A 21,454-nucleotide genomic window follows, 5' to 3' on the forward strand; every position below is an offset into this window, starting at 1 on the left:
GGCATGGCTCAGGGTACTGCCGGTAAGAAGCTCGGCTGGAGCATCATCGATCTGCTGGTGATCTGCTACGCACTGATCCCGGTGCTGTGGATCGTCTCGCTCTCGCTCAAACCGGTCTCGTCGATCACCGACGGTAACTTCATCCCGCGCAGCTTCACGCTGGACAACTACACCGCGATCTTCGAGGGCGCAGGCTTCGTCCGCCCGCTGATCAACTCGATCGGCATCGCCCTGATCTCCACCGCGATCGCCGTGGTGATCGGCATGTTCGCGGCCTACGCGGTGGCCCGGCTGGACTTCCCGGGTAAGAAGCTGTTCGTGGGTGCGGCACTGCTGATCGCGATGTTCCCGCAGGTCTCGCTGATCACCCCGCTGTTCAACATCGAGCGCAAGGTGGGACTGTTCGACACCTGGCCCGGACTGATCCTGCCGTACATCACGTTCGCGCTGCCGCTGACGGTGTACACGCTCTCGGCGTTCTTCCGCGAGATCCCGTGGGAGCTGGAGAAGGCCGCCAAGATGGACGGTGCCACCCCGGCGCAGGCCTTCCGGCGGGTGATCGCTCCGCTGGCCGCGCCCGGTGTGGTGACCGCCGCGATCCTGGTGTTCATCTTCTGCTGGAACGACCTGTTGTTCGCGCTCACCCTCACCGCGACCGACGCCTCCACCACCGCACCGGTGGCGATCACCAACTTCACCGGCAGCTCCGAGTTCGAGGAGCCCACCGGATCGATCGCGGCGGCCGCCGTGATCGTGACCATTCCCATCATCGTGTTCGTGCTGATCTTCCAGCGACGGATCGTGGCCGGACTCACCTCCGGCGCGGTCAAGGGCTGACGCCGGAAAGTACTCGAGGAGCAATCACATGGCCGACATCGTCCTGGACCACGTACGCAAGACCTACCCCGACGGTTCCACCGCCGTCAGCGACATCGACCTCGAGATCGCCGACGGTGAATTCGTCATCCTGGTGGGGCCGTCGGGCTGCGGGAAGTCCACCACCTTGAACATGATCGCGGGGCTGGAGGACATCTCCGACGGTGAGCTGCGGATCGGCGGCGAGCGCGTCAACGAGAAGGCCCCCAAGGACCGCGACATCGCGATGGTCTTCCAGTCGTACGCGCTGTACCCGCACATGACGGTGCGCGAGAACATCGCCTTCCCGCTCAAGCTGGCGAAGATGTCCAAGTCCGACATCACCACCAAGGTCGAGGACGCCGCGCGCACCCTGGACCTCACTGCGCACCTGGACCGCCGGCCGAGCCAGCTCTCCGGTGGCCAGCGTCAGCGCGTCGCGATGGGCCGCGCCATCGTGCGTAGTCCCAAGGCATTCCTGATGGACGAGCCGCTGTCGAACCTCGACGCCAAACTACGGGTGCAGATGCGCACCGAGGTGAGCCGGCTGCAGAAGCGCCTGGGCACCACCATGGTGTACGTGACACACGATCAGACCGAGGCCATGACCCTCGGGGACCGGGTGGTGGTGCTCAAGAGCGGTGACGTGCAGCAGATCGGCGCCCCGCAGGACCTCTACGACCGGCCGTCGAACCTGTTCGTGGCGGGTTTCATCGGCTCGCCGGCGATGAACTTCGTACCCGGTCGCCTCACCTCCGTCGGAATCGCCACCGCGCTCGGTGAGATCCTGCTGCTGGATGCGCCGCAGCTGGCGGAGAAGGCCTCGGCCGCCGGTAACCGCAGCGGCGACGTGGTCGTGGGCATCCGCCCCGAGCACTTCGAGGACGCCCGGCTGCTCGACCCGAACCAGCGGCTGGGCGGACTGACCTTCACCGCCACCGTCGACGTGCTGGAGTCGATGGGCTCGGACAAGTTCGTGCACTTCTCGATCCCCGAGGAGGGGCCGCGCAGCGACGCCTTGGCCGATCTGGCGCCGGGGGAGCAGCAGGCACCGCTGGCCGGGGCCGACGAGATCGTGGCGCGACTGTCGGCCGACTCCACCGCCGCCCGCGGATCGAAGGTCGATCTCTACTACGACCCGGCGAAGATCGCCGTCTTCGACGCCTCCTCCGGCGTGAACCTGGCGCTCTGATCCCGCTGTCGTGCGGGTGCTCGCGGTCAGCGACGAACCGGTGCCGGGGCTGGCCCTGGCATCGTCGACGCTGGCACCGGAGCTGATCCTCGGTGCCGGTGATCTCCCCGGCGACTACCTGGAGGAACTGGTGGACCGGTACGGCGCACCCTGCGTCTTCGTGCCGGGCAATCACGATCCGGACTACTCGGGATACCGCCGCACCCGCGGCGGCTACGTGCGCGGCGGACTGCCCTGCGAGCCACCACGCCCGCGCGGTGGGGTCAACGCCGACGGCCGGGTGGTCACCGTCGCCGGACTGACGGTGGCCGGACTCGGCGGCAGCATCCGGTATCGGGGCGGCCCGAACCAGTGGACCCAGGCGCAGGCCGCGCGGCGCGGCTGGCGGGTCGCGCTGGCGGCCCGCAGCCGGGCGGTCGACATCGTGCTCGCGCACTCCCCGGCGGCCGGGGTCGGTGATCATGAGACGGGGCCGCACCGCGGCCTGCGGGCGGTGGGAACCCTGGTGCGGCAGGTTCGGCCGCAGGTCCTGGTGCACGGGCACGTCCATCCGTACGGGCGGCCCGGCCCCGATCTGGAACTCGCCGGGGTGCCGGTACTCAACACCGTGGGGTACACCTATTTCGAGATCAGTCCGCGTGGCTCCGGTACCGACGGGGCCCTGAGCATCCTGGAGCGACGACGTGGCGCGTGACACCGGCTTCCCCGACGAGGACGCCCGCTCGGACTTCGAGCGTTCGCGTCGCCGCGCGAACATCGCCCGACTCGCGTCCTGGGTGAGCCGCCGTCCCGACGACGTCAACGACGTGCTGCCCTACGACGAGGTGGTGGCCGCGCTCGGCCTGGTCCGGGAGCGGAACCTGGGGCTGCAGGTGATCGAGGTGAACCGGATCGTGGGCAGCGTCGACCGAACCCGCGATTTCGACCGGTACTTCCGGCCCCGCTCGCCGGCGCTCCGAGCCCGCTGGCAGCGGCTCGCAGCGGCGCAGCGGCGCGGTGAGGCGATGCCGCCGATCGAGGTCAAGCAGGTCGGCGACATGTACTTCGTGGTGGACGGGCATCACCGTGTGTCGATCGCCTTCGCCCGCGGCTTCGCCACCATCGACGCCTACGTCACCGAGGTGATCACCCGGGTCGGGGCGGGCGGTATCACGGTGCGCTCGGACCTGCTGATGAAGGATCACCGGCGATTGCTGCTGGAACGGGTACCGCTGACCGGGCGCGCCCGCGAGCGGATCTCCTTCGCCAACCCCTGGGACTACTCCCGTCTTGCGGAATCGGTGGAGGCCTGGGGTTTCCGGCTGGTACAGGACCTGGGGGAGTTCCTCTCGCGCGAACAGGTCGCGCAGCGCTGGTACCGCGACGAGTTCACGCCGGTGGTGGCGATGGCCCGCGACGCCGGGATCATGCAGAGCTCCTCCGATGCCGAGGTGTACCTGTTCGTCGCGTGCGAGCGGTACCGGTTGATCCGCCGGCACGACTGGAGCCCCGAGATCATCGGCGAGGTCTCCGAGCAGAACAAGCCCTGGCAGCCCGGCCGGTTCTTCTGAGTACCATCGATTCTCGTGGGTCCCGCGGTTGACGTTGTCCAGGCTGTCCAGGCGCACCTCGCCGAGCACTACGCCGGGCGTGGTTTCGCCCCTCCGGTGTCGGCGTCGGTCACCTTCCTGGGGCTGGAACCGATGACGGTGCAGCGCTGGGTGACCGACGAACTGGTGGTCTTCGCCTCCCTCGGTTGCTCGCGGCACCCGATGACCGACCCGAACGCTCTGGTCACCGTCGACGACGGGCCACGGGCCGAGGTCCTGATGGAACTCCGGCACGGCGCCGGCGGTCCCGGCGGGGCGCTCGACGGGGTGCACCGGTCGCTGGCGATCCTGGCCGCCACGCCCGCGGTCGAGGGCCTGGTGCTGGCGCCGGACGCCCTGGTCGATCTGGGGGCGCCGCTGTGGACCGGGGCGCCGTTCTCGGCGGTCCTGCTCGGGGCGTCGACGGTGCCGGACCTCGCGCGCGGCGCGGACGGTGGACCGTCCGAACCGGTGCGGTTCCTGCGAGCCGATCCGATCACCGCGAACGAGGCGGCGTGGGTGCGGCTCAAGGGTGCCGCAGCGTTGCGGGATGCCTGGTCCGAGGCCGGTATCGACCCCGCCGATCCGGCCCGCCCGGCCGCCCGAGAGGTCTAGCGGCTCACAGCCACTTGATCCTGCGGAAGGCGATGAACAGGCCGAAACAGACCCCCACCATGATCGCCAGCACCGCGTAGTAGCCGTACTTCCAGTGCAGTTCGGGCATGTTGTCGAAGTTCATGCCGTAGATCCCGGCGATCATGGTGGGCACCGCCACGAGGCCGATGATCGCGGACATCTTGCGCATGTCCTCGTTCTGCTGCATCCCGATCTTGGCGACGGCCGCGTCGATCAGCGAGCTCAGCACGTCGTTGTAGGTCTCCACGTGGTCGGCGACCATCGCCTGGTGGTCGAGCACGTCGGAGAAGTAGCGCTGGATCTCGTGCGGAATGATGTCCGCGAAATCGCAGGTCAGCCGCTTGAGTGCGTGTGAGAGCGGGTGGATGCCGCGGCGCAGCTCCACGATGTCGCGCTTGAGCTGGTAGATCTCGTCGACCTGGGTGCGGGTGCCGGCCCGGAAGACGTCCTCCTCGACCCGGTCGATGTCGTCCTCGAGCAGGTCCGAGACCGCCACGTAGGTGTCCACCACGTGGTCGGCCACCGCGTGCATCACCGCCGACGGGCCCAGCGTGAGCAGTGCCGGGTTCGACTCCAGGTTGCGCCGCACCCGCCGGAGGCTGCCGTGATCGCCGTGTCGCACCGTGATCACATGGTCCGGTCCGACCAGCACCATCACCTCTCCGGTCTCGACGATGCGGGCCATCGGATCGGTGCGGTCGTGGCCGACGTAATTGACCGTCTTGAGGATCAGGAACAGGGTGTCGTCGAACCGGTCGACCTTGGGCCGGGTGTGGGTGACCAGGGTGTCCTCGACGGTGAGCGGGTGCAGTCCGAAGACCCGTGCCACCTCGTCCATCTGGTGCTGGTCCGGGTCCAGCAGGCCCACCCAGACGTAGCCCTCGCCGCGCGAACGCACCTCCTCGATCGCCTCGGCGTAGCCGAACCGACCGGGCAGCCGCTCCCCGTCGACGTACACACCGCAGTCCACGACGGCCCGCGCCACCGGGACGGGGACGCGCGGGACCGCGGCGTCCTTCCCGTCGCGACGGATGGCACCGGGCCGGGGCATGGACGGCATCGACGGCATGGGGAAATGATATGTCGCCCGCGCCGGCGGGGCAGTGACCCGCGCCGTGCGCGGCCCGGGGACTGCGGCAGGGTAGAAAGTAGACGTGAGTCCGACCTTCTTCCGTGTGAGCGCGGCCGTGCTGGTGGCGGGCGCCGTGGCCGGCTGCTCGGGTCCCGGTGACGGTGCCGACACCGGTCCGCGCACCTCGCCGGGCACCGTCACCGTCGGGTCCTCCGACGATGCGGCCTCCCGGATCGAGGCGTTGATCTACGCGAACGCCCTGAGCGCAGCGGGGACGCCGGTGCGGACCCGGCTCGGGCTCGGGCCGGGGGATGCCGCGGTCGCCGCGGTCGAACGCGGCGACATCACGGTGGTGCCCGCGCTGACCGGCGCACTGTGGGAGCGGTACCGGCCCGGTGCCGCGCAGCCGTCCTCGGCGCGGCAGTCCACCTCGGCTCAGGGGTCCGCCGCGGCGCGGGCCGATCCACGCGAGCAGTGGGATGCACAGTTCGTCGCGCTCAGCGCGGTACTGCCGGAGGGGCTGGGCCTGGGGGATCCGACGCCGGCACTCGATCAGCCGATGCTCTTCGTGTCCAAGGACGCACCCCCGGCCACCCTGCGCGGCTGCGAGGGGGTCTCGGGCAGTGTCGCGGTTACAGCGGACTCGCAGCGCTCAGCGGGCGCGCCGCCCTCTCCGGCGGAACTGACGGCCCGCTACGGCTGCCCGGTCGGACCGGTGATCGTGGTGACCGATGAGGCTGCGGCCGCCGCCGCCGTGCAGGACGGACGCGCGCGGATCGCCCAGCTGGGCACGCTGTCGCCGGCGTCCCGCGATCTGACGCAGGTGGCCGACCCGGAGGAGACGGTGCCCGCCCGCGCGGTGGTGCCGCTGGTGCGACGGGACGGTTTGACGGTGGCGCAGACCCGCCGGCTCTCGGCGATCGCCGGTGAACTCACCACCACCGATCTGGCGGCGATGGTGGCGAAGGTCGCCGCCGGGGAGCGCACGCCCGAGCAGGTGACCGCGGACTGGGCCGCGGAGCACCCGCTGCGCTGATCGCTCAGCCCAGGCGCTTGGCCACCTGGGTGTCGATGATCGCGTTGACCCGCTGGTAGGCGGAGCCGCCGAGGCGCACCAGCACGTCGATGATCTTGGCGTCGGCGCCGATCAGCACTCGGCCGCGGTTGCGCTTGACCCCGCCCAGGATGGTGCGCGCAGCATCGTCTGCCTCGGTGCGCGCGAGGTGCTTGTCGAACAGGGTCGCGAAGCCGGCCTGGTCCTTGCCGTCGGCGACGGTGGCGTTGCGGGCGATCGCGGTCTTGATCCCGCCGGGGTGCACGCAGGTCACGCCCACGTTGTGGCCGCTGGAGAGCATCTCGATGCGCAGCGCCTCGGTGAAGCCGCGGACCCCGAACTTCGAGGCGTTGTACGCGCTCTGGCCGCCGATGCCGAGCAGACCGAACAGCGAGCTGGTGTTGACGATGTGCGCATCGCCGGAGGCGATCAGGTGCGGCAGGAAGACCTTGGTGCCGTTGATGACGCCCCAGAAGTTGACGTCCATGATCCGGTCGTAGTCCTTGAAGGACGTGGTCTCCACCGGCTCGTGGTGCGCGATACCGGCATTGTTGAACAGCAGATTGACGGTGCCGTAGTGCTCGACGACGTCCTCGGCGTAGGCGATCAGCTGCTCGCGCTCACCGACGTTGACCACCTTGGTGTGCACCTGCGCACCGGCCGCGCGGGCGGCCTCGGCGGTCTGCTCCAGGCCGGCCGGATCGTAATCGCACAGGGACAGTTTGGCGCCCTCCTGCGCGAGTTGCAGGGCCAGTTCACGGCCCATGCCGGAGGCGGCTCCGGTGACGACGGCGACCTTTCCGCGGAAACTCTTCATCGATGTCAATCCTCACGCTGCGATTGCGGGAAACCGGACGCCGAACCGGCGCACTGCTTCCGACAGTAGGTTCGCGATGTGACCTATGTCAACGACGTATTGAGTAAGATTCAGTAGGTGACCAGAAAGTCCATGGCCGCTGCTGTGGGGCGCAAGCGCACCCGGCTCAGTCCCCAGGCGCGGCGCCAACAGTTCATCGATCTCGGCCTACAGAGCCTGCGACACCAGGCGCTCGAACAGGTGTCCATCGAGGAGATCGCCGGTCTCGCAGGCGTGTCCGCGGGACTGCTGTTCCACTACTTCGACTCCAAACTCGACTTCCAGGTGGCGCTGGTGGAGGAGCAGGCCCGCTTGGTCGGTGAAGTCGCGACGCCGGCGCGGACCCCGGAGGACATCACCGACGTGATGCCGATCCTGGTCGAGACGCTCGGCGGCTACGTCGACCACATCGTCGATCACCAGCATTCGTTGCTGCCCATGCTGGCCGGTGTCAGCTGGTCCGAGCCGCGGATCCGTGCGGCGGTCAAGTCGGTACGTGAGCAGATCGTCGACCGGTTCGTCGAACAGGCAGGACTCCTCGGCATCGAGCGGTCGCCGCAGTTCGTGTTGTCCGTGCACGGGTGGATCGCGGTGGTCGAGGAGACCCTGGTGCAGTGGCTCGACCAGAACGCCGGCTTCGCCGAGATGAGCCGGGATCAGATCGTCGATCACCTGGCCACCATGTTCGTCGCGATCGCTGCGGCCGTCGGCCTGGACCTGAGCTGACACGACAGCGGGCCGGCTCCGCAGAGCCGGCCCGCTGTCGTGTCGAGCGGTTACTGGACGAAGGCCTCGTCGATGATCTGAGCCTGTTCGACGGCGTGCACCTTCGACGAGCCCGAGCACGGCGCGGACATCGCACGCCGGGAGACGCGCTTGATCCCGACCAGACGCTCGTCCAGCTCGGGCAGTGCCAGACCGAAGAACGGCCATGCGCCCTGGTTGGCCGGCTCCTCCTGGACCCACCGCACGTCGGTCGCGTTCGGGTACTTGTCCAGCGTGGCCGGCAGCCGCCGCGAGGGGAGCGGGTAGAGCTGCTCGAGGCGGATGATGGCGATGTCGTCCCGGCCGTCCTTCTTGCGGCGCGCCTCGAGCTCGTAGTAGAGCTTGCCCGAGACCAGCAGCAGCTTGGTCACCCGATCGCGGTCACCGCCGTCGACCTCGAAGGCCGGATCGTCGATCACCGAGCGGAACTTGCCCGAGGTGAAGTCCTCCAGCGGGCTCACCGCGGCCTTGTTGCGCAGCATCGACTTCGGTGTCGCGACCACCATCGGGCGGCGCACGCCGTCGAGTGCGTGGCGGCGCAGCAGGTGGAAGTACGACGCCGGGGTCGACGGCATGGCGACCGTCATCGAGCCCTCCGCGCACAGCTGCAGGAAGCGCTCGATCCGGGCCGAGGTGTGGTCCGGTCCCTGACCCTCGTGGCCGTGCGGCAGCAGTAGCGTCACGCCCGAGGTCTGGCCCCACTTGGCCTCACCGGAGCTGATGAACTCGTCGATGATCGACTGCGCGCCGTTGACGAAGTCGCCGAACTGCGCCTCCCAGCACACCAGCGCGGACTCGTCGGCCACCGAGTAGCCGTACTCGAAGCCCAGGCCGGCGAACTCGGTGAGTGCCGAGTCGTAGACCATGAACCGGCCGGGCGAAGCGGCCCCGTCCTCACCGAGGTGATCGAGCGGGGTGTACTCGGCCCCGGTCTGCCGGTCGATCAGCACCGCGTGGCGCTGGGTGAAGGTACCGCGGCGACTGTCCTGGCCGGCCAGGCGGACGGTGCGGCCCTCCTCCAGCAGGGTGCCGAAGGCGAGTAGCTCGCCGAAGGCCCAGTCGATGCCGCCCTCACGCGACATCTCGAAGCGGCGCTTGACCACGGGGGCCACCCGCGGGTGCACGGTGAATCCCTCCGGAACGTTGGCGTAGGCGTCGCCGACGCGCTGCAGCTGCTCCAGTGGAACAGCGGTGACCAGCGAGCTGGGCAGCGGCTGATCGGCGATGATCGACGGCGCAGGCTCGGCCTGGAACTTCTCGAGTTCCTTGACCTCGTTGAACACCCGCTCCAACTGGCCCTGGTAGTCGCGCAGGGCGTCCTCGGCCTCCTTGGTGGAGATGTCACCACGACCGATCAGGGCCTCGGTGTACGACTTGCGGACACCGCGCTTGGTGTCGATCACGTCGTACATGCCGGGCTGCGTCATCGACGGGTCGTCGCCCTCGTTGTGGCCGCGGCGGCGGTAGCAGACCAGGTCGATCACGACGTCCTTGTCGAACTGCTCGCGGAAGTCGACGGCCAGCTTGGCCACCCACACGCAGGCCTCCGGGTCGTCGCCGTTGACGTGGAAGATCGGCGCGCCGATCATCTTCGCGACGTCGGTGCTGTACTGCGAGCTGCGCGAGTGCTCCGGCGAGGTGGTGAAGCCCACCTGGTTGTTGACCACGATGTGCACCGTGCCGCCGTTGGAGAAACCCTTGAGGTTCGCCATGTTCAGCGTCTCGGCCACCACGCCCTGGCCGGCGAAGGCCGCATCGCCGTGCAGCATCAGCGGCAGCACCGGGTGTTCGCCCTCGGGCGGATTGAGCATGTCCTGCTTGGCGTGCACGATGCCCTCGAGCACCGGGTCCACCGCCTCCAGGTGCGAGGGGTTCGCCACCAGCGAGACGGTGATCTCGTTCTCACCGAACATCTGGTAGTACTTGCCCTCTGCGCCGAGGTGGTACTTCACATCGCCCGAGCCGTGCGCCTGCGCCGGGTTCAGGTTGCCCTCGAACTCGGTGAAGATCTTGCTGTAGGGCTTGCCGACGATGTTCGCCAGCACGTTGAGCCGGCCGCGGTGCGGCATACCGATGACGACCTCGTCGAGGCTGTGCTCGGCGGCCTGGTCCAGGACGGCGTCCATCATCGGGATGACCGACTCGGCGCCCTCCAGCGAGAACCGCTTCTGGCCGACGTACTTGGTCTGCAGGAAGGTCTCGAAGGCCTCGGCGGCGTTGAGCTTGGAGAGGATGTACTTCTGCTCGGCGACGCTCGGCTTGATGTCCTTGGTCTCGACCCGCTCCTGCAGCCACTTCTGCTGCTCCGGTTCGAGGATGTGGGTGTACTCGATGCCCACGTGCCGGCAGTAGGCGTCGCGCAGCACCGAGAGCACCTTGCGCAGCTTGAGCCGGTCCGCGCCGTGGAAGCCGCCGACGTTGAAGGTGCGGTCCAGATCCCACAGCGTCAGCTCGTAGGTGAGCACGTTGAGGTCGGGGTGCGATTCGAGGCTGTCGTTGTTGTAGCGCAGCGGATCGATGTCGGCCATCAGGTGTCCGCGAGCCCGGTACGCCGCGATCAACTCCAGGACGCGTGCGTCCTTGTCGATACCGTGCGGCGGGATGTCCTGCCGCCAGCGGATCGGCTCGTAGGGCACGTGCATCGTGCGGAAGATGTCGTCCCAGAAGGCGTCGCTGAGGGTCAGCTCGTGCACGTAGCGCAGGAAATCGCCGGACTCGGCGCCCTGGATGATCCGGTGGTCGTAGGTCGAGGTCAGCGTGGTCAGCTTGCCGACCGCGAGCTCGGCGATCTTCTCGTCGCTGGCGCCCTGGAACTCGGCCGGGTACTCCATCGCGCCGACGCCGATGATCGCTCCCTGGCCGGTCATCAGGCGGGGCACCGAGTGCACCGTGCCGATGCCGCCCGGGTTGGTCAGCGAGATGGTGACGCCGGCGAAGTCCTCGGCGGTCAGTTTGCCCTGCCGGGCGCGGCGGACGATGTCCTCGTAGGCGGCCACGAACTGGCCGAAGTCCATGGTCTCGGTGTTCTTGACCGCCGCCACCACCAGGCTGCGGCTGCCGTTCTTACCGACCAGGTCGATCGCGATGCCGAGATTGATGTGCGGCGGGGTGACGGCATTGGGCTTGCCGTCGACCTCGGCGAAGTGCCGGTTCATGTTCGGGAACGCCTTGACGCCCTGAACCAGGGCGTAACCCAGGATGTGGGTGAAGCTGATCTTGCCGCCGCGGGTGCGCGCGAGGTGGTTGTTGATCACCACGCGGTTGTCGAACATGACCTTCACCGGCATCGAGCGCACCGACGTCGCGGTCGGGACCTCCAGGCTGGCGTTCATGTTCTTGACCACGGCGTTCGCGGCGCCACGCAGTACCGTGCGCTCCTCCTCGGCCGGGAACTCGGCGGAGGCGGGTGCCTTGGGGGCGGGCGCCGGCTTCGCGGGCGACGACGGTGCCGGGGTCACCGGCGACGTCGGAGCGGGCGTGAGCGTGGTGTCGGCGATCTTCGAGGTGCCGGGCTTGACCGTTTGCGCGGAGGCGGGCTTGGCAGCAGCGGGCTTCGGAGCAGCGGGCTGTGCGGCGGTCGGGGCGGGGGCCTTCGCCGCGGGCTGGGCGGAGGAACCGCCCGCGGGAGCGGACTCGGCCGCCGTACCGTTACTCGCCGCAGCTCCCGGGGTGTAGTTCGTGAGGAGTTCGTGCCAGCTCGGGTCGACCGACGCGGGGTCGGCCTTGAACCGCTCGTACATCTCCTCGACCAGCCACTCGTTTTGGCCGAAATCCGATACAGAACTGCTGCTCACGGCAGGTCCTCGCCTCGCTTCATCTTCGTCGTATCATGCGCGCGCCGCACTGGGTCACAGACGGCGCAGGTCCGCGCGGTCCAGGGTAGTCCACTGCCCGAACCGTGCGCCGCCTTACTCGGGTAACGCGCTCGGCGGGGTACCGGGCTGCGATCCGTCGATCACCCGCAGCGCCGGCGCCGGCCAGGTGGCCGGGATCGGCCCGAAGGCCTCGCGCGCGTTCTTGATCACGCCGCGGCCCAGTGCCCGGTTGCCGCCGGCGCCCACTACCAGCCCGATCCCGGCGGGCAGCAGTTTGCCCAGCAGCAGCGGTGCCCGCTTCGCCAGGAACCGGCGGGTGAACATCTTCATCAGCTGCTTGTTCAACCCGCCGAGACCCGGAATCATGCTCGGGTTCTTCTTCAGGTTCAGCAGCGTCGCGTTCTTCGCGCCGAAGGTCGCGCGCAGTGCGCCCAGTCCGGAATCACCGAGCACCGCGGTGAGCACCAGCGCGCGGCGCAGCTCCCGGTTCTCGATCGGGATGCCGTAGACCTCGGCCACAGCCAATGTGTACAGCGCGGAGGCCTCCATGAAGACCACGGTCTCGGCGCCGACCGCGCCGAGCGCCGCGATGGTGCCCAGGCCCGGAACCGCCGCGGTCGCACCGACGGCGCCGCCGCTGCCGGTCACGGCGAGCAGGTAGCGCTTCTCGAGTCGTTCGATGATCTGGGCCGGGGTGGCGGCGGGGTCGTCGGCGCGCAGTCCGGCGACGTACTTGGCCACGGCGGGTGCCTGCACCCGTGCGGCGCGATCGATGACGGCGCCGATGCCGCCGCCACCGTCGTGCTTGAGCACCGGTGCGGCGGGCTGATCGGGTGGAATCGGTGCGGGCTGTTTCGCCATGGTGCAGACCTCCGAGCTCGTAGTCCCTGCGGGACGTGTCATTTCCTTGTTACCACCGCCGGGTGACATTCATTCCCGGTCCGTCCGCGCAGCGCGCTCCCGCGGGGCACCGCCCGGCGTAGTGTCAGCGGCGTGCCGACGATCGACGAACAGCCGTACGCCCTGGTCATCCCCACTCGGTGGAAGGACAACGATGTCTACGGACACGTCAACAACGTCGAGTACTACAGCTACTTCGACACCGTCATCAACACCTATCTGATCCGCGAGGGCGGCCTGGACATCCACAACGGATCCGAGATCGGCCTGTGTGTGGAATCTCACTGTCGGTACGACGCACCGCTGGCCTTCCCGGAGACCGTCACCGCCGGTCTCGCCGTCACCGTCCTGGGTAATTCCAGCGTCAAGTACGCAGTCACGCTGTTCGACGGTGCCGGTGCCCCGGCCGCACAGGGTGGTTTCGTGCACGTCTTCGTCGACCGGGCCACCCGACGGCCCACGCCGATCCCGGGCCACCTGCGCAGTGCGCTCGAGAAGCTACTTGTCACCCCTGCCGCGTAGCCTGCGCGCATGGCGTTCCTGACACCGCCCGGCCCGGTCACGCTGGCCGGTCACCTGGTCACCCTCGAGCCGCTGCGGCCCGAGCACCACGACGGCTTGATCGACGCGCTCGGCGACGGCCGGATGTGGGACCGCTGGTACACCTCGGTACCCAGCCCGCAGACCCTGCGCGCCGAGATCGACCGTCGCCTCGAACTGCAGGACCGCGGCGAGATGATCCCGTTCACCGCGGTCGACGCCCACGGCCGGGTCCTGGGCATGACCACGTACTACGACCTCGACCCGTCGGTTCCCCGGCTGGAGATCGGATACACCTGGAACCGGGTGTCGGCGCACGGCACCGGAACCAACCCCGAGTCCAAACTGCTTCTGCTCGATCACGCTTTCGGGACCCTCGGATGCGAATGCGTGGGCCTGCGCACCCAGTGGGCGAACGCGCAGTCCCGGGAGGCCATCGCGCGGCTCGGGGCCAAGCAGGACGGCGTGCTGCGCAGTTTCCGCCGCTACACCAACGGTGCCCTGCAGGACGTGGTCATGTTCTCCGTCCTCGCGCACGAGTGGCCGGCGGTCCGGGCCACGCTGCGGCACCGCTTACGGTACCGGCATCGGGCGTACCGGCCCGAGTCGGAGTAGGGGGAGCGCACATGCCACGCCCTCAGGCCGCGGCGCACGGGTTGTGGCGGCCCGGTCTCGGTCTCGCGCTGTGGTTCACCGACGAGGCCGGTGCGCCGACCGCTGACCCGGCCCCGCGCACTGTCGCGGCGCCGATCGCGGAGATCCTCGCCGGCCGGCGGCCGCGCCGGAGCATCACCATCGCCGGTCCGCAGGGCCGTCAGGTGGTGCCGGCGCTCACCCTGGGGCCGGAGCGGGCGGCCACCGTCCTGGATGCGCTGACCCCGTCCGACGGCGCCGGTGACCTGCGCTTCCTGCGGTGGGTCGCGGAGTCGGTGCAGCGCTTCGTCGCCGCCGGTGCGATCGGCCCGGTGCTGCGCGACGACGACGGTGACTGGTCGGTGCGGTGGGCCCCGATCGAATCGGTGCAGTGGCGTACCTGGGTGCAATCCGCTGCCGCGGCGATGCCGCCGGTGCTGCGCGGCACCGGCGATCTGGCCGCCGTGCTGGACATGAGTGCCGAGTTCACCGACCGGTACGCCCGCCGACGCCTGGGTGAGGGGCCCTGGACGTGGGTGGCGGCTCCGGTGCTGCGTTCGCTGGTGGAGGGGGAGCCGTTGCCGGAGCGGGCCGTCGCGGACGCCGGGGCGCCGGCGGCGTGGACCGAATGGGCGGGCAGCATCCGCTCGGCCGAGACCCTGCTGGTGCTGCGCCTGATCGAGCCGGACGGCCGTGGCCCGAAGGGCGGCCCGCCGGACCGGTCGCCGCTGTGGCGGGTCGAGGTGTGCCGGCGCGTCCCGGGGGCCGCGCCGGAGCGGGTGGACCCGGTCCGGATGAACCCGGTCGACCTCGACGATCTCGCCGGAGAACTGGCACGCGCGCTGGCGGTCTACCCGCCGCTCAAACGGGTCCGCCAGGATCAGAGCTCGCTGGACTTCCTGTTGACCACCACGGAGGCCGAGGCACTGTTCGTGGAGGGCGCGCCGGGACTGACGAAGGCCGGGTACGAGGTCCTGCTGCCCGCGTCGATCGCCACGGTGCGCCCCGCACTGCGGTTGCACGGACGCGAGCAGCCCGGCGGCACCGCGCTGACGGTGCAGGCCGGACTCGCGGAGATCACCGACTTCGTCTGGCAACTCGCGATCGGCGACACCGTGCTCACCGCCAGTGAACTCGCCGGTCTGGCGAACTCGGTGTCCGGTCTGGTCGAGGTGCGCGGACGCTGGGTACGCGCCGATCGTCGCACTCTCGCGCAGGCGGCCCGGTTCGTCGCCGAGCAGCGGACCGCTGCACAGTCGGGAACCGATCTCGGTGACCTGCTGGGCATGATCGCAGATCCGGCGGCACTGCCGGTGCCGATCGCCGCGGTGCACGGGCTCGGCTGGCTCGATGCGGTGTACCGGGGCGGGACCATCGAACCGGTGACGGTGCCGCCACCGTCGACCTTGACCGCGCAGCTGCGTGATTATCAGCAGCGGGGACTGTCCTGGCTCGCGACGCTCTCGGGGTCGGGGATCGGCGCGGTGCTGGCCGACGACATGGGACTGGGCAAGACGATCCAGGTGCTGGCCCTGCTGTGCCACGAACGCGAGAACGCCGAACCCGAGAACGCCGAGCGGGGGACCGCCCCGACGCTGCTGGTGTGCCCGATGTCGGTGGTCGGCAACTGGGTCGCGGAGGCGCGCCGGTTCGCCCCGGGCCTGCGGGTGCACGTGCACCACGGCTCCGACCGGCCCACCGGAGACGAGTTCGGCCGCGCGGCCGCGGCCTCCGATCTGGTGGTCACCACCTTCGCCCTGGCCGCGCGGGACCGTGAGTTGCTGGCCGGGCACGACTGGGGCCGGATCGTGGTCGACGAGGCCCAGCACGTCAAGAACGTCAACACCGCCGCCGCGAAGGCCCTGCGGGCGATACCGGCCGGGCACCGGGTGGCACTGACCGGAACCCCGGTGGAGAACCGGCTCGAAGACCTGCGCGCGGTGATCGATCTGGTCAACCCGGGGCTCCTGGGATCGGCCCGGACCTTCCGCAATCGTTACGCGCTGCCCATCGAGCGAGAGCAGGACAGCGCGGCGGTGCGCCGGCTCACCACGCTCACCTCGCCGTTCATCCTCCGCCGGGAGAAGACCGATCCGACGATCGCGCCCGAGCTGCCCGAGAAGGCCGAGTTCACGGTGCGCGCCTGTCTGACCCCCGAGCAGGCAGGTCTGTACCAGGCGGTGCTCAACCGTTTGGTCGAGGAACTCCACGAGGCCAAGGGGTCCGGTCGTCAGGTGCGCAACGGCCTGGTGCTCGCCTCGCTGACCAGGCTCAAACAGGTCTGTAACCACCCTGGGCACTACCTCGGCGACGGTTCTCCGCTTTTGCGCCGCGGCGAACACCGGTCCGGGAAGGTGGAACTGCTGGCCGACATCCTCACCACCGTCTCGGACGAGGGCGAACGCGCCCTGGTCTTCACCCAGTACGCCGAGTTCGCGCGGATGCTGCAGCCCTACCTCAGTGGGCTGCTCGGTGCGGACGTTCCGGTACTCGACGGTGAGGTGGATCGCCGGGACCGGGACGCGATGGTCGCGCGATTCCAGTCCGGCGACGGCCCTCCCGCCCTGGTGGCGACGGTGCAGTCCGGCGGAACCGGTCTGAACCTGACGGCGGCGAACCACGTGATCCACGTGGACCGCTGGTGGAATCCGGCGGTGGAGAACCAGGCCACCGACCGGGCCTTCAGGATCGGCCAGACCCGGGCGGTGCAGGTCCGCAAGTTCGTCTGTGCGGGCACCCTGGAGGAGCGGATCGACGCGGTGATCGCCGCCAAGAAGGAGCTGTCCGCGATGACGGTGCAGGTCGGCGAGACATGGCTGGGTGAACTCGACAACGACGAGCTCTACGAGCTGGTGCGGTTGCGTGAGGATTCGGTGGTCTAGGTGGCGCGCAGAACCCGGGACACCGCCCGTCCTATGGGACGCACCTGGTTCACCCGACGGCTGATCGCGCAGCGCGAGGATCTCACCGAGCGGCGCAAGGTGCAGTACGCGCGACGCCTGTACGCCGAGCATCAGGTCTACGCGATGGCCGTGGTGCCGGCCTCGGTCACGGCGACCGTCCAGGGCAGCCAACTCGATCCGTTCGGCGTCGCTCTCGCGCGGGTCCCAGCGGATCCGGCGGTGGTGGTCTCGCTGCTGGTGGGGCAGGGGGCGGCCGCGGAGCTGATGGCGGTGACGCGCGGTGATCTGGGGCGCACACTGGGAGAGCTGGTGCTACCCGAGACCGGTTCCGATGTGCTGGTGGACTGCGCCTGTCCGGACGAATCAGGTGCGTGCGTGCATGCTTTGGCGCTGACCTACGAGTTCTGCGCGGCAGCCGACACCGATCCGTCGCTGGTCCTCGACTTCGCCGGCGTGCCGCTGGCCGGTCTGCTGGCCAGGGTGACCAGCGCGGAGCACACGCAGACGGGGGCCGCCGGCGGTGGCGGTGCCGGCGTTGAGGATGCGGGGGCGAGCGTCCAGTCGGAGCAGGCGGGGGAGGCCGAACGGGCCGGCTTCTACGGCGATGGACTGGAGCTGCCTCCGCTGCCGGAACCGCAGCCCGTGGATCCGTTGACCCTGCTCGATCCGGCCTTGTTGCGGATGGCGCTGCGCCGCACGGGTACCAAGGCGGCCGATGTCGCTGAGGCCACCGACGAGCTCGCCGAGTTGTACGACAGGCTGCGCCAGCCGCGCTGATCTCGGCGGGATCGCGGCGCGCCGCAGCGCTGAGCGAACCTGTCGGTGGGAGTCATTACCCTGAGTGCGACGGCTCGGACCGACCGGCGAACAGGGGGTGGACATGCGATTCCTACACACGGCGGACTGGCAGCTGGGCATGACCCGCCACTTCCTCGACGCCGACGCCCAGGCCCGGTTCACCGACGCTCGGCTGGACTCGATCTCCCGGCTCGGCACCGTAGCCGCCGAGCACGAGGCTGAATTCGTGGTGGTCTGCGGTGATGTCTTCGAGGACAACCGGCTCGCGCCCGCTGTGATCGCCCGCAGCCTGGACCGGCTCGCCGCGATCGACCGCCCCGTCTACCTGCTTCCCGGCAACCACGACCCGCTCGACGCCGCCTCGGTGTACACCTCCGAGGTCTTCGCGCGGCACCGTCCGGAGAACGTCACGGTTCTCGGCGTGCCGGGGGTGCATCAGGTCCGCCCGGGGGTCGAACTGCTCGCCGCGCCCTGGTTCTCCAAGCACCCGTCCGCCGATCCGCTCACCGAAGCGGTCGCCGCGGTCGGGCCGCCGGATGCGGGTACCGTCCGGATCGCGGTCGGTCACGGCGGCACCCTGCCGGTCGGGGCGCAGGACCAGCGGTTGATCGATGTGGCCGCACTGTCCGAGCGGATCGCCGCCGGGCAGTTGCACTACGTGGCACTGGGCGATCGCCATTCGGTCACCGAGGTGGCGCCCGGCATCTGGTACTCGGGGGCACCCGAGGTCACCAACTTCGACCACAAGGAGTCCGGTTCCGGATCGGTGCTGGTGGTCGAGGTCTCACCGGATGCGCCGGCCGCGGTCTCCCCGGTCCGGGTGGGCAGCTGGCGGTTCGCGGCACGGGAGTTCCCGCTGTCTTCCGAGGCGGACGTGTCCGCTGCGGTCTCCGCGTTGTCGGCCCTACCGGAGAAAGACCGGACGGTGGTCAAGGTCGGCTTCACCGGAACCCTCGGTCTCGGCGCGAAGGCACAGCTCGACGACGAGATCGAGGCTCTGCGCGCCCGGTTCGCCGGGCTGGAACCGTGGCCGCGGAAGACCGATCTGGCCGTGCTCCCGGGGGAGGCGGAACTGGATTCGCTCGAACTGACCGGCCCCGCCGCCGACGCCGCGCAGGAACTGCTCGGGATCGCTCGCAGCGCAGGGGAGCGTGCAGCCGAGGCGTCGGGTGCGCTGGCACTGCTGTACCGGCTCACCCGGCAGGAGGCGTCACGATGAGGCTGCATCGCCTGGCCGTACGTGACTTCCGCGGCGTGCGCTCGCGGGAGATCGAATTCGCCGACACCGGCGTCACACTGCTGCACGGGCCGAACGAGGCCGGCAAGTCGTCGATGGTCGAAGCCCTGCAACTGCTCCTCGAAGTCAAGGCCACCTCGAAGGCGCAGCGGGTCGAGTCGGTCTGCCCGGCGGACCGGGACGCCGGCCCGTACGTCGAGGCGGAGCTCACCGTCGGCCCCTACCGGTTCGTCTACGCCAAGCAGTACCAGCGCCGCCCTGCGACCACCCTCACCGTCCTCTCCCCGGCGCCGCAACAGCTCACCGGGGGTAGCGCCGAATCGTGGGTGGCCGAACAGATGCGCGCCCATGTCGACGGTGACCTGCTCAGAGCGCTGACGGTCCTGCAGGGACCGGGCCCGGAGCAGCCATCGCTGCGCGACAGCGCAGCCTTCGCCAAGGCCTTGGACGCCGCCTCCGGCGGAGCCGGTGACGACGAGCCCGGTGCGGAGCGTCTGGCCGACGCGGTGCTCACCGAGCGGGCACGCTATTTCACCCCTACCGGGCGCCCGACCGGTGAACTGTCTGCCGCCCGTGCCCGGGAGGCTCATGCCCGTACCGCGCTCGACGGCGCCCGGGCTGCGCTGCACGAGGTCGACGAAGTGCTGGACCAACACGAACGCGCATCGGTGCGGCTGGCCGCGGCGTCGCAGCGGTGGCAGCGCGCCGCGGCTGACCTGGAAACGATCAGCGCCGATCAGCAGCGGATCACCCGCCTGCGGGACCGATTGGCGCAGGCCCGGTCGGCTGCGGAATCCGCGTCGCTGCGGGAGCAGAACGCCGGTGAGGCGGCCAACCGCCGCCGCCGCCTGGTGCAGCAGCACGCGGTGGCCACCGAGCGGGTCGCCCAGGTGCGGGTACTGCGCGACAAGGCACTCGCGGACCGCGATGCGCTCACCGCCGAGGCGTCTTGGCTGGAGACCACGGTGCACGAGCTGTCGGCGGTGGCCGCGGATCGGCGTGAGCGCAAGGCGCAGGCGCAGTACGCCGTCGATTACGCGCGCGAGTCCGTGGCACACCAACGGTTACTGGCCCGGATCGAGCAGGCGCAGTTGCTCGGTAAGGACGTCGAGGACGCCCGCAATCGGCTGGCGACCAATCCGGTCGATCGCCGCGCTCTGCAGAGCATCTCCATGGCGGAGCAGCGGCATCAGCGGGCAGAGGCCCGGTTCTCGGCGCTGGCGGCCACGCTGCGTCTGGAGCGGCTGGGTTTCTCGGACGTGGTGATCGATGGCCGCAACCTGGGCGCTGAGCCGGAGGAGATCGTGGCCGGTCACGGCACGGTGATCGAGGTTCCAGGGGCGGTGCGGATCGAGGTCGCGCAGCGGGGCGAGAGCGCCGATGCCGCGGCCGAGGTCAAGGCCGCGTACTCGGCTCTATTGGCCGCGTGCCGGGACGCGGGCGCGTCCGGGGTGGAAGAGGCCAAGGAGTTGCACGAGCAGCGTGAGGCCGTGGAGATCGAATTGCAGGAGGCGCGGATCGCGCTGGCGCGCGCACTCGGTGAGCACACCGTCGAGCAGTTGCGTGGGCTCGCGGACGAGGCCGCCGAGCGGATCGTCGCCCTGGAGGCGGCGGTGGATCCGGAGCTGCTCGCCGCGGATCCGGAGTCGGCGAAGCAGAACCTGATGGAGGCGACCGCCGCTGAGGTCGCCTCCCGCGGGGAGGAGAAACTGACCCGCGAGCAATTGGGGCAGAAGCAGCAGGAACTCCACCGCGCTGCCACGGATGCGCAGGTCGCGGCGGATCGGCTGCAGCATTTCGACCATGCCGCCACCGAGCTCGCGGGCGAGCTGGAACGTGCCCGTGCCGCCGCCCTCGACGACGCCCTGGACGCCGCAGCTGATGCCGCAGCGGCGGCGCGGGAGGCCGCGACCGGTGAGTTGGCCGCTCGGGAGCAGGCCGCTCGCGACGCCGACGTCGAAGGATTCGCGGCTCGGCTCGCGGCCGCGCAACAGGTCGCCGAGCAGGCTCGATCGACTGAGGCAGCGGCGCGGGAGGAAGTGGCCGAGCTGACCGGCAAACTGCAGCTGTTCCAGGCGGATGGTCGCCGTGACCGGCTGGACGTCGCCGAGGCCGAGCACCTGCATGCCGAGCGGGCATTGGCCTCGGTGGAGGAACGCGCGAGCGCGGCCTCGCTGCTGCACGAGACTCTCACCGCGCACCGTGATGCGCGCCGGGCTCGCGTGCAGGCGCCGTATCAGCGTGCCCTGGAGGAGCTGGGGCGCACTGTTTTCGGTGACCCACTGACCATCACCGTCGGTGACGATCTGACCATCGCTTCGCGAACCGCAGGCGGTGTCACCGTGCCCTTCGAGTCGTTGTCCGGCGGGGCGCAGGAGCAGTTGGGGGTCTTGAGCCGGCTTGCCTGCGCCCGTCTGGTCGACGGTGCCGACGGCGCCCCGGTGATCTTCGACGATGCCCTCGGGCACAGTGATCCGGCTCGGCTCGATGCGATGGCGGACGCCCTGGTCGCGGCGGGGCGAAATGCGCAGGTGATCGTGTTCAGCTGTGTGCCGGGCCGTTTCGAGGGTCTCCGTGGGCGGGACGGCGTCACCGAGGTCGCATTCGGTTAGTCGTGTTCATGGGTGCTT

At 69.8% G+C, this 21,454-nt stretch carries 17 protein-coding genes; 13 read left to right on the forward strand and 4 right to left on the reverse strand.

The window, feature by feature from the left end; genetic code table 11:
* The first annotated feature begins 3 nt into the window (after nucleotides 1-3).
* From ACYVHG_RS11525 to ACYVHG_RS11545, 5 genes are read left to right on the forward strand one after another with little or no spacing between them, the layout of a single operon-like run.
* Entirely contained in the window at nucleotides 4-837 is an 834-nt protein-coding gene (locus tag ACYVHG_RS11525; protein ID WP_461167571.1) for a carbohydrate ABC transporter permease, read from the forward strand.
* Between the two features lie 28 nt (nucleotides 838-865).
* Nucleotides 866-2,047, forward strand: a complete 1,182-nt coding sequence (locus ACYVHG_RS11530; protein ID WP_461167572.1) for an ABC transporter ATP-binding protein — start codon at nucleotides 866-868, stop codon at nucleotides 2,045-2,047.
* A gap of 10 nt (nucleotides 2,048-2,057) precedes the next feature.
* Nucleotides 2,058-2,741: a metallophosphoesterase family protein gene (locus ACYVHG_RS11535; protein WP_461167573.1), complete on the forward strand. Its 684-nt coding sequence runs from the start codon at nucleotides 2,058-2,060 to the stop codon at nucleotides 2,739-2,741.
* Entirely contained in the window at nucleotides 2,731-3,597 is an 867-nt protein-coding gene (locus tag ACYVHG_RS11540) for a chromosome partitioning protein ParB (RefSeq protein ID WP_461167574.1), read from the forward strand. The genes ACYVHG_RS11535 and ACYVHG_RS11540 overlap by 11 nt, the downstream gene beginning before the upstream one ends.
* 15 nt (nucleotides 3,598-3,612) lie before the next feature.
* Nucleotides 3,613-4,230, forward strand: coding sequence for a suppressor of fused domain protein (locus ACYVHG_RS11545; RefSeq protein ID WP_461167575.1), 618 nt, complete (start codon nucleotides 3,613-3,615; stop codon nucleotides 4,228-4,230).
* A 4-nt stretch (nucleotides 4,231-4,234) separates the two neighbouring features.
* On the opposite strand, the gene corA is transcribed toward ACYVHG_RS11545, so the two are convergent.
* Nucleotides 4,235-5,320: a magnesium/cobalt transporter CorA gene (gene corA / locus ACYVHG_RS11550; RefSeq protein ID WP_461167576.1), complete on the reverse strand. Its 1,086-nt coding sequence runs from the start codon at nucleotides 5,318-5,320 to the stop codon at nucleotides 4,235-4,237.
* An 85-nt stretch (nucleotides 5,321-5,405) separates the two neighbouring features.
* On the opposite strand from corA, the gene ACYVHG_RS11555 reads away from it, so the two are divergent.
* Nucleotides 5,406-6,359, forward strand: a complete 954-nt coding sequence (locus ACYVHG_RS11555; protein WP_461167577.1) for a glycine betaine ABC transporter substrate-binding protein — start codon at nucleotides 5,406-5,408, stop codon at nucleotides 6,357-6,359.
* Nucleotides 6,360-6,363: 4 nt separating this feature from the next.
* Here the strand turns inward: ACYVHG_RS11555 and ACYVHG_RS11560 are convergent, their stop codons facing one another.
* Nucleotides 6,364-7,194 carry an SDR family NAD(P)-dependent oxidoreductase gene (locus ACYVHG_RS11560; RefSeq protein WP_461167578.1) on the reverse strand — a complete coding sequence of 277 codons (831 nt, stop codon included), beginning with the start codon at nucleotides 7,192-7,194 and terminating at the stop codon, nucleotides 6,364-6,366.
* Between the two features lie 117 nt (nucleotides 7,195-7,311).
* Between ACYVHG_RS11560 and ACYVHG_RS11565 the strand changes: the two genes are divergently transcribed.
* Nucleotides 7,312-7,959: a TetR/AcrR family transcriptional regulator gene (locus ACYVHG_RS11565; RefSeq protein ID WP_461167579.1), complete on the forward strand. Its 648-nt coding sequence runs from the start codon at nucleotides 7,312-7,314 to the stop codon at nucleotides 7,957-7,959.
* Between the two features lie 50 nt (nucleotides 7,960-8,009).
* On the opposite strand, the gene ACYVHG_RS11570 is transcribed toward ACYVHG_RS11565, so the two are convergent.
* Nucleotides 8,010-11,792 carry a multifunctional oxoglutarate decarboxylase/oxoglutarate dehydrogenase thiamine pyrophosphate-binding subunit/dihydrolipoyllysine-residue succinyltransferase subunit gene (locus ACYVHG_RS11570; protein ID WP_461167580.1) on the reverse strand — a complete coding sequence of 1,261 codons (3,783 nt, stop codon included), beginning with the start codon at nucleotides 11,790-11,792 and terminating at the stop codon, nucleotides 8,010-8,012.
* Nucleotides 11,793-11,906: 114 nt separating this feature from the next.
* Nucleotides 11,907-12,674 carry a hypothetical protein gene (locus ACYVHG_RS11575; protein WP_461167581.1) on the reverse strand — a complete coding sequence of 256 codons (768 nt, stop codon included), beginning with the start codon at nucleotides 12,672-12,674 and terminating at the stop codon, nucleotides 11,907-11,909.
* A 132-nt stretch (nucleotides 12,675-12,806) separates the two neighbouring features.
* Between ACYVHG_RS11575 and ACYVHG_RS11580 the strand changes: the two genes are divergently transcribed.
* The 6 genes from ACYVHG_RS11580 (at nucleotide 12,807) to ACYVHG_RS11605 (ending at nucleotide 21,436) form a co-directional block, all read left to right on the forward strand.
* Nucleotides 12,807-13,235 carry an acyl-CoA thioesterase gene (locus ACYVHG_RS11580; RefSeq protein WP_461167582.1) on the forward strand — a complete coding sequence of 143 codons (429 nt, stop codon included), beginning with the start codon at nucleotides 12,807-12,809 and terminating at the stop codon, nucleotides 13,233-13,235.
* Between the two features lie 9 nt (nucleotides 13,236-13,244).
* Entirely contained in the window at nucleotides 13,245-13,868 is a 624-nt protein-coding gene (locus ACYVHG_RS11585; protein ID WP_461167583.1) for a GNAT family N-acetyltransferase, read from the forward strand.
* 11 nt (nucleotides 13,869-13,879) lie between these two features.
* Complete coding sequence (locus ACYVHG_RS11590; protein WP_461167584.1) at nucleotides 13,880-16,768, forward strand: DEAD/DEAH box helicase; 2,889 nt, start codon at nucleotides 13,880-13,882, stop codon at nucleotides 16,766-16,768.
* Entirely contained in the window at nucleotides 16,769-17,566 is a 798-nt protein-coding gene (locus tag ACYVHG_RS11595; RefSeq protein ID WP_461167585.1) for a hypothetical protein, read from the forward strand.
* A 103-nt stretch (nucleotides 17,567-17,669) separates the two neighbouring features.
* A complete protein-coding gene (locus ACYVHG_RS11600; RefSeq protein ID WP_461167586.1) occupies nucleotides 17,670-18,806 on the forward strand; it encodes a metallophosphoesterase family protein in 1,137 nt (378 codons plus the stop codon).
* Entirely contained in the window at nucleotides 18,803-21,436 is a 2,634-nt protein-coding gene (locus ACYVHG_RS11605; protein ID WP_461167587.1) for an AAA family ATPase, read from the forward strand. The genes ACYVHG_RS11600 and ACYVHG_RS11605 overlap by 4 nt, the downstream gene beginning before the upstream one ends.
* Nucleotides 21,437-21,454: the final 18 nt, after the last annotated feature.

The organism is Tsukamurella serpentis (assembly GCF_054780975.1).

Coding starts and splice junctions, on each gene's coding strand:
- ACYVHG_RS11525 (WP_461167571.1), top strand. CDS start 4: ATGGCTCAGGGTACTGCCGGTAAGAAGCTCGGCTGGAGCATCATCGAT.
- ACYVHG_RS11530 (WP_461167572.1), top strand. CDS start 866: ATGGCCGACATCGTCCTGGACCACGTACGCAAGACCTACCCCGACGGT.
- corA (WP_461167576.1), bottom strand. CDS start 5,320: ATGCCGTCGATGCCGTCCATGCCCCGGCCCGGTGCCATCCGTCGCGAC.
- ACYVHG_RS11560 (WP_461167578.1), bottom strand. CDS start 7,194: ATGAAGAGTTTCCGCGGAAAGGTCGCCGTCGTCACCGGAGCCGCCTCC.
- ACYVHG_RS11575 (WP_461167581.1), bottom strand. CDS start 12,674: ATGGCGAAACAGCCCGCACCGATTCCACCCGATCAGCCCGCCGCACCG.
- ACYVHG_RS11585 (WP_461167583.1), top strand. CDS start 13,245: ATGGCGTTCCTGACACCGCCCGGCCCGGTCACGCTGGCCGGTCACCTG.
- ACYVHG_RS11590 (WP_461167584.1), top strand. CDS start 13,880: ATGCCACGCCCTCAGGCCGCGGCGCACGGGTTGTGGCGGCCCGGTCTC.
- ACYVHG_RS11600 (WP_461167586.1), top strand. CDS start 17,670: ATGCGATTCCTACACACGGCGGACTGGCAGCTGGGCATGACCCGCCAC.
- ACYVHG_RS11605 (WP_461167587.1), top strand. CDS start 18,803: ATGAGGCTGCATCGCCTGGCCGTACGTGACTTCCGCGGCGTGCGCTCG.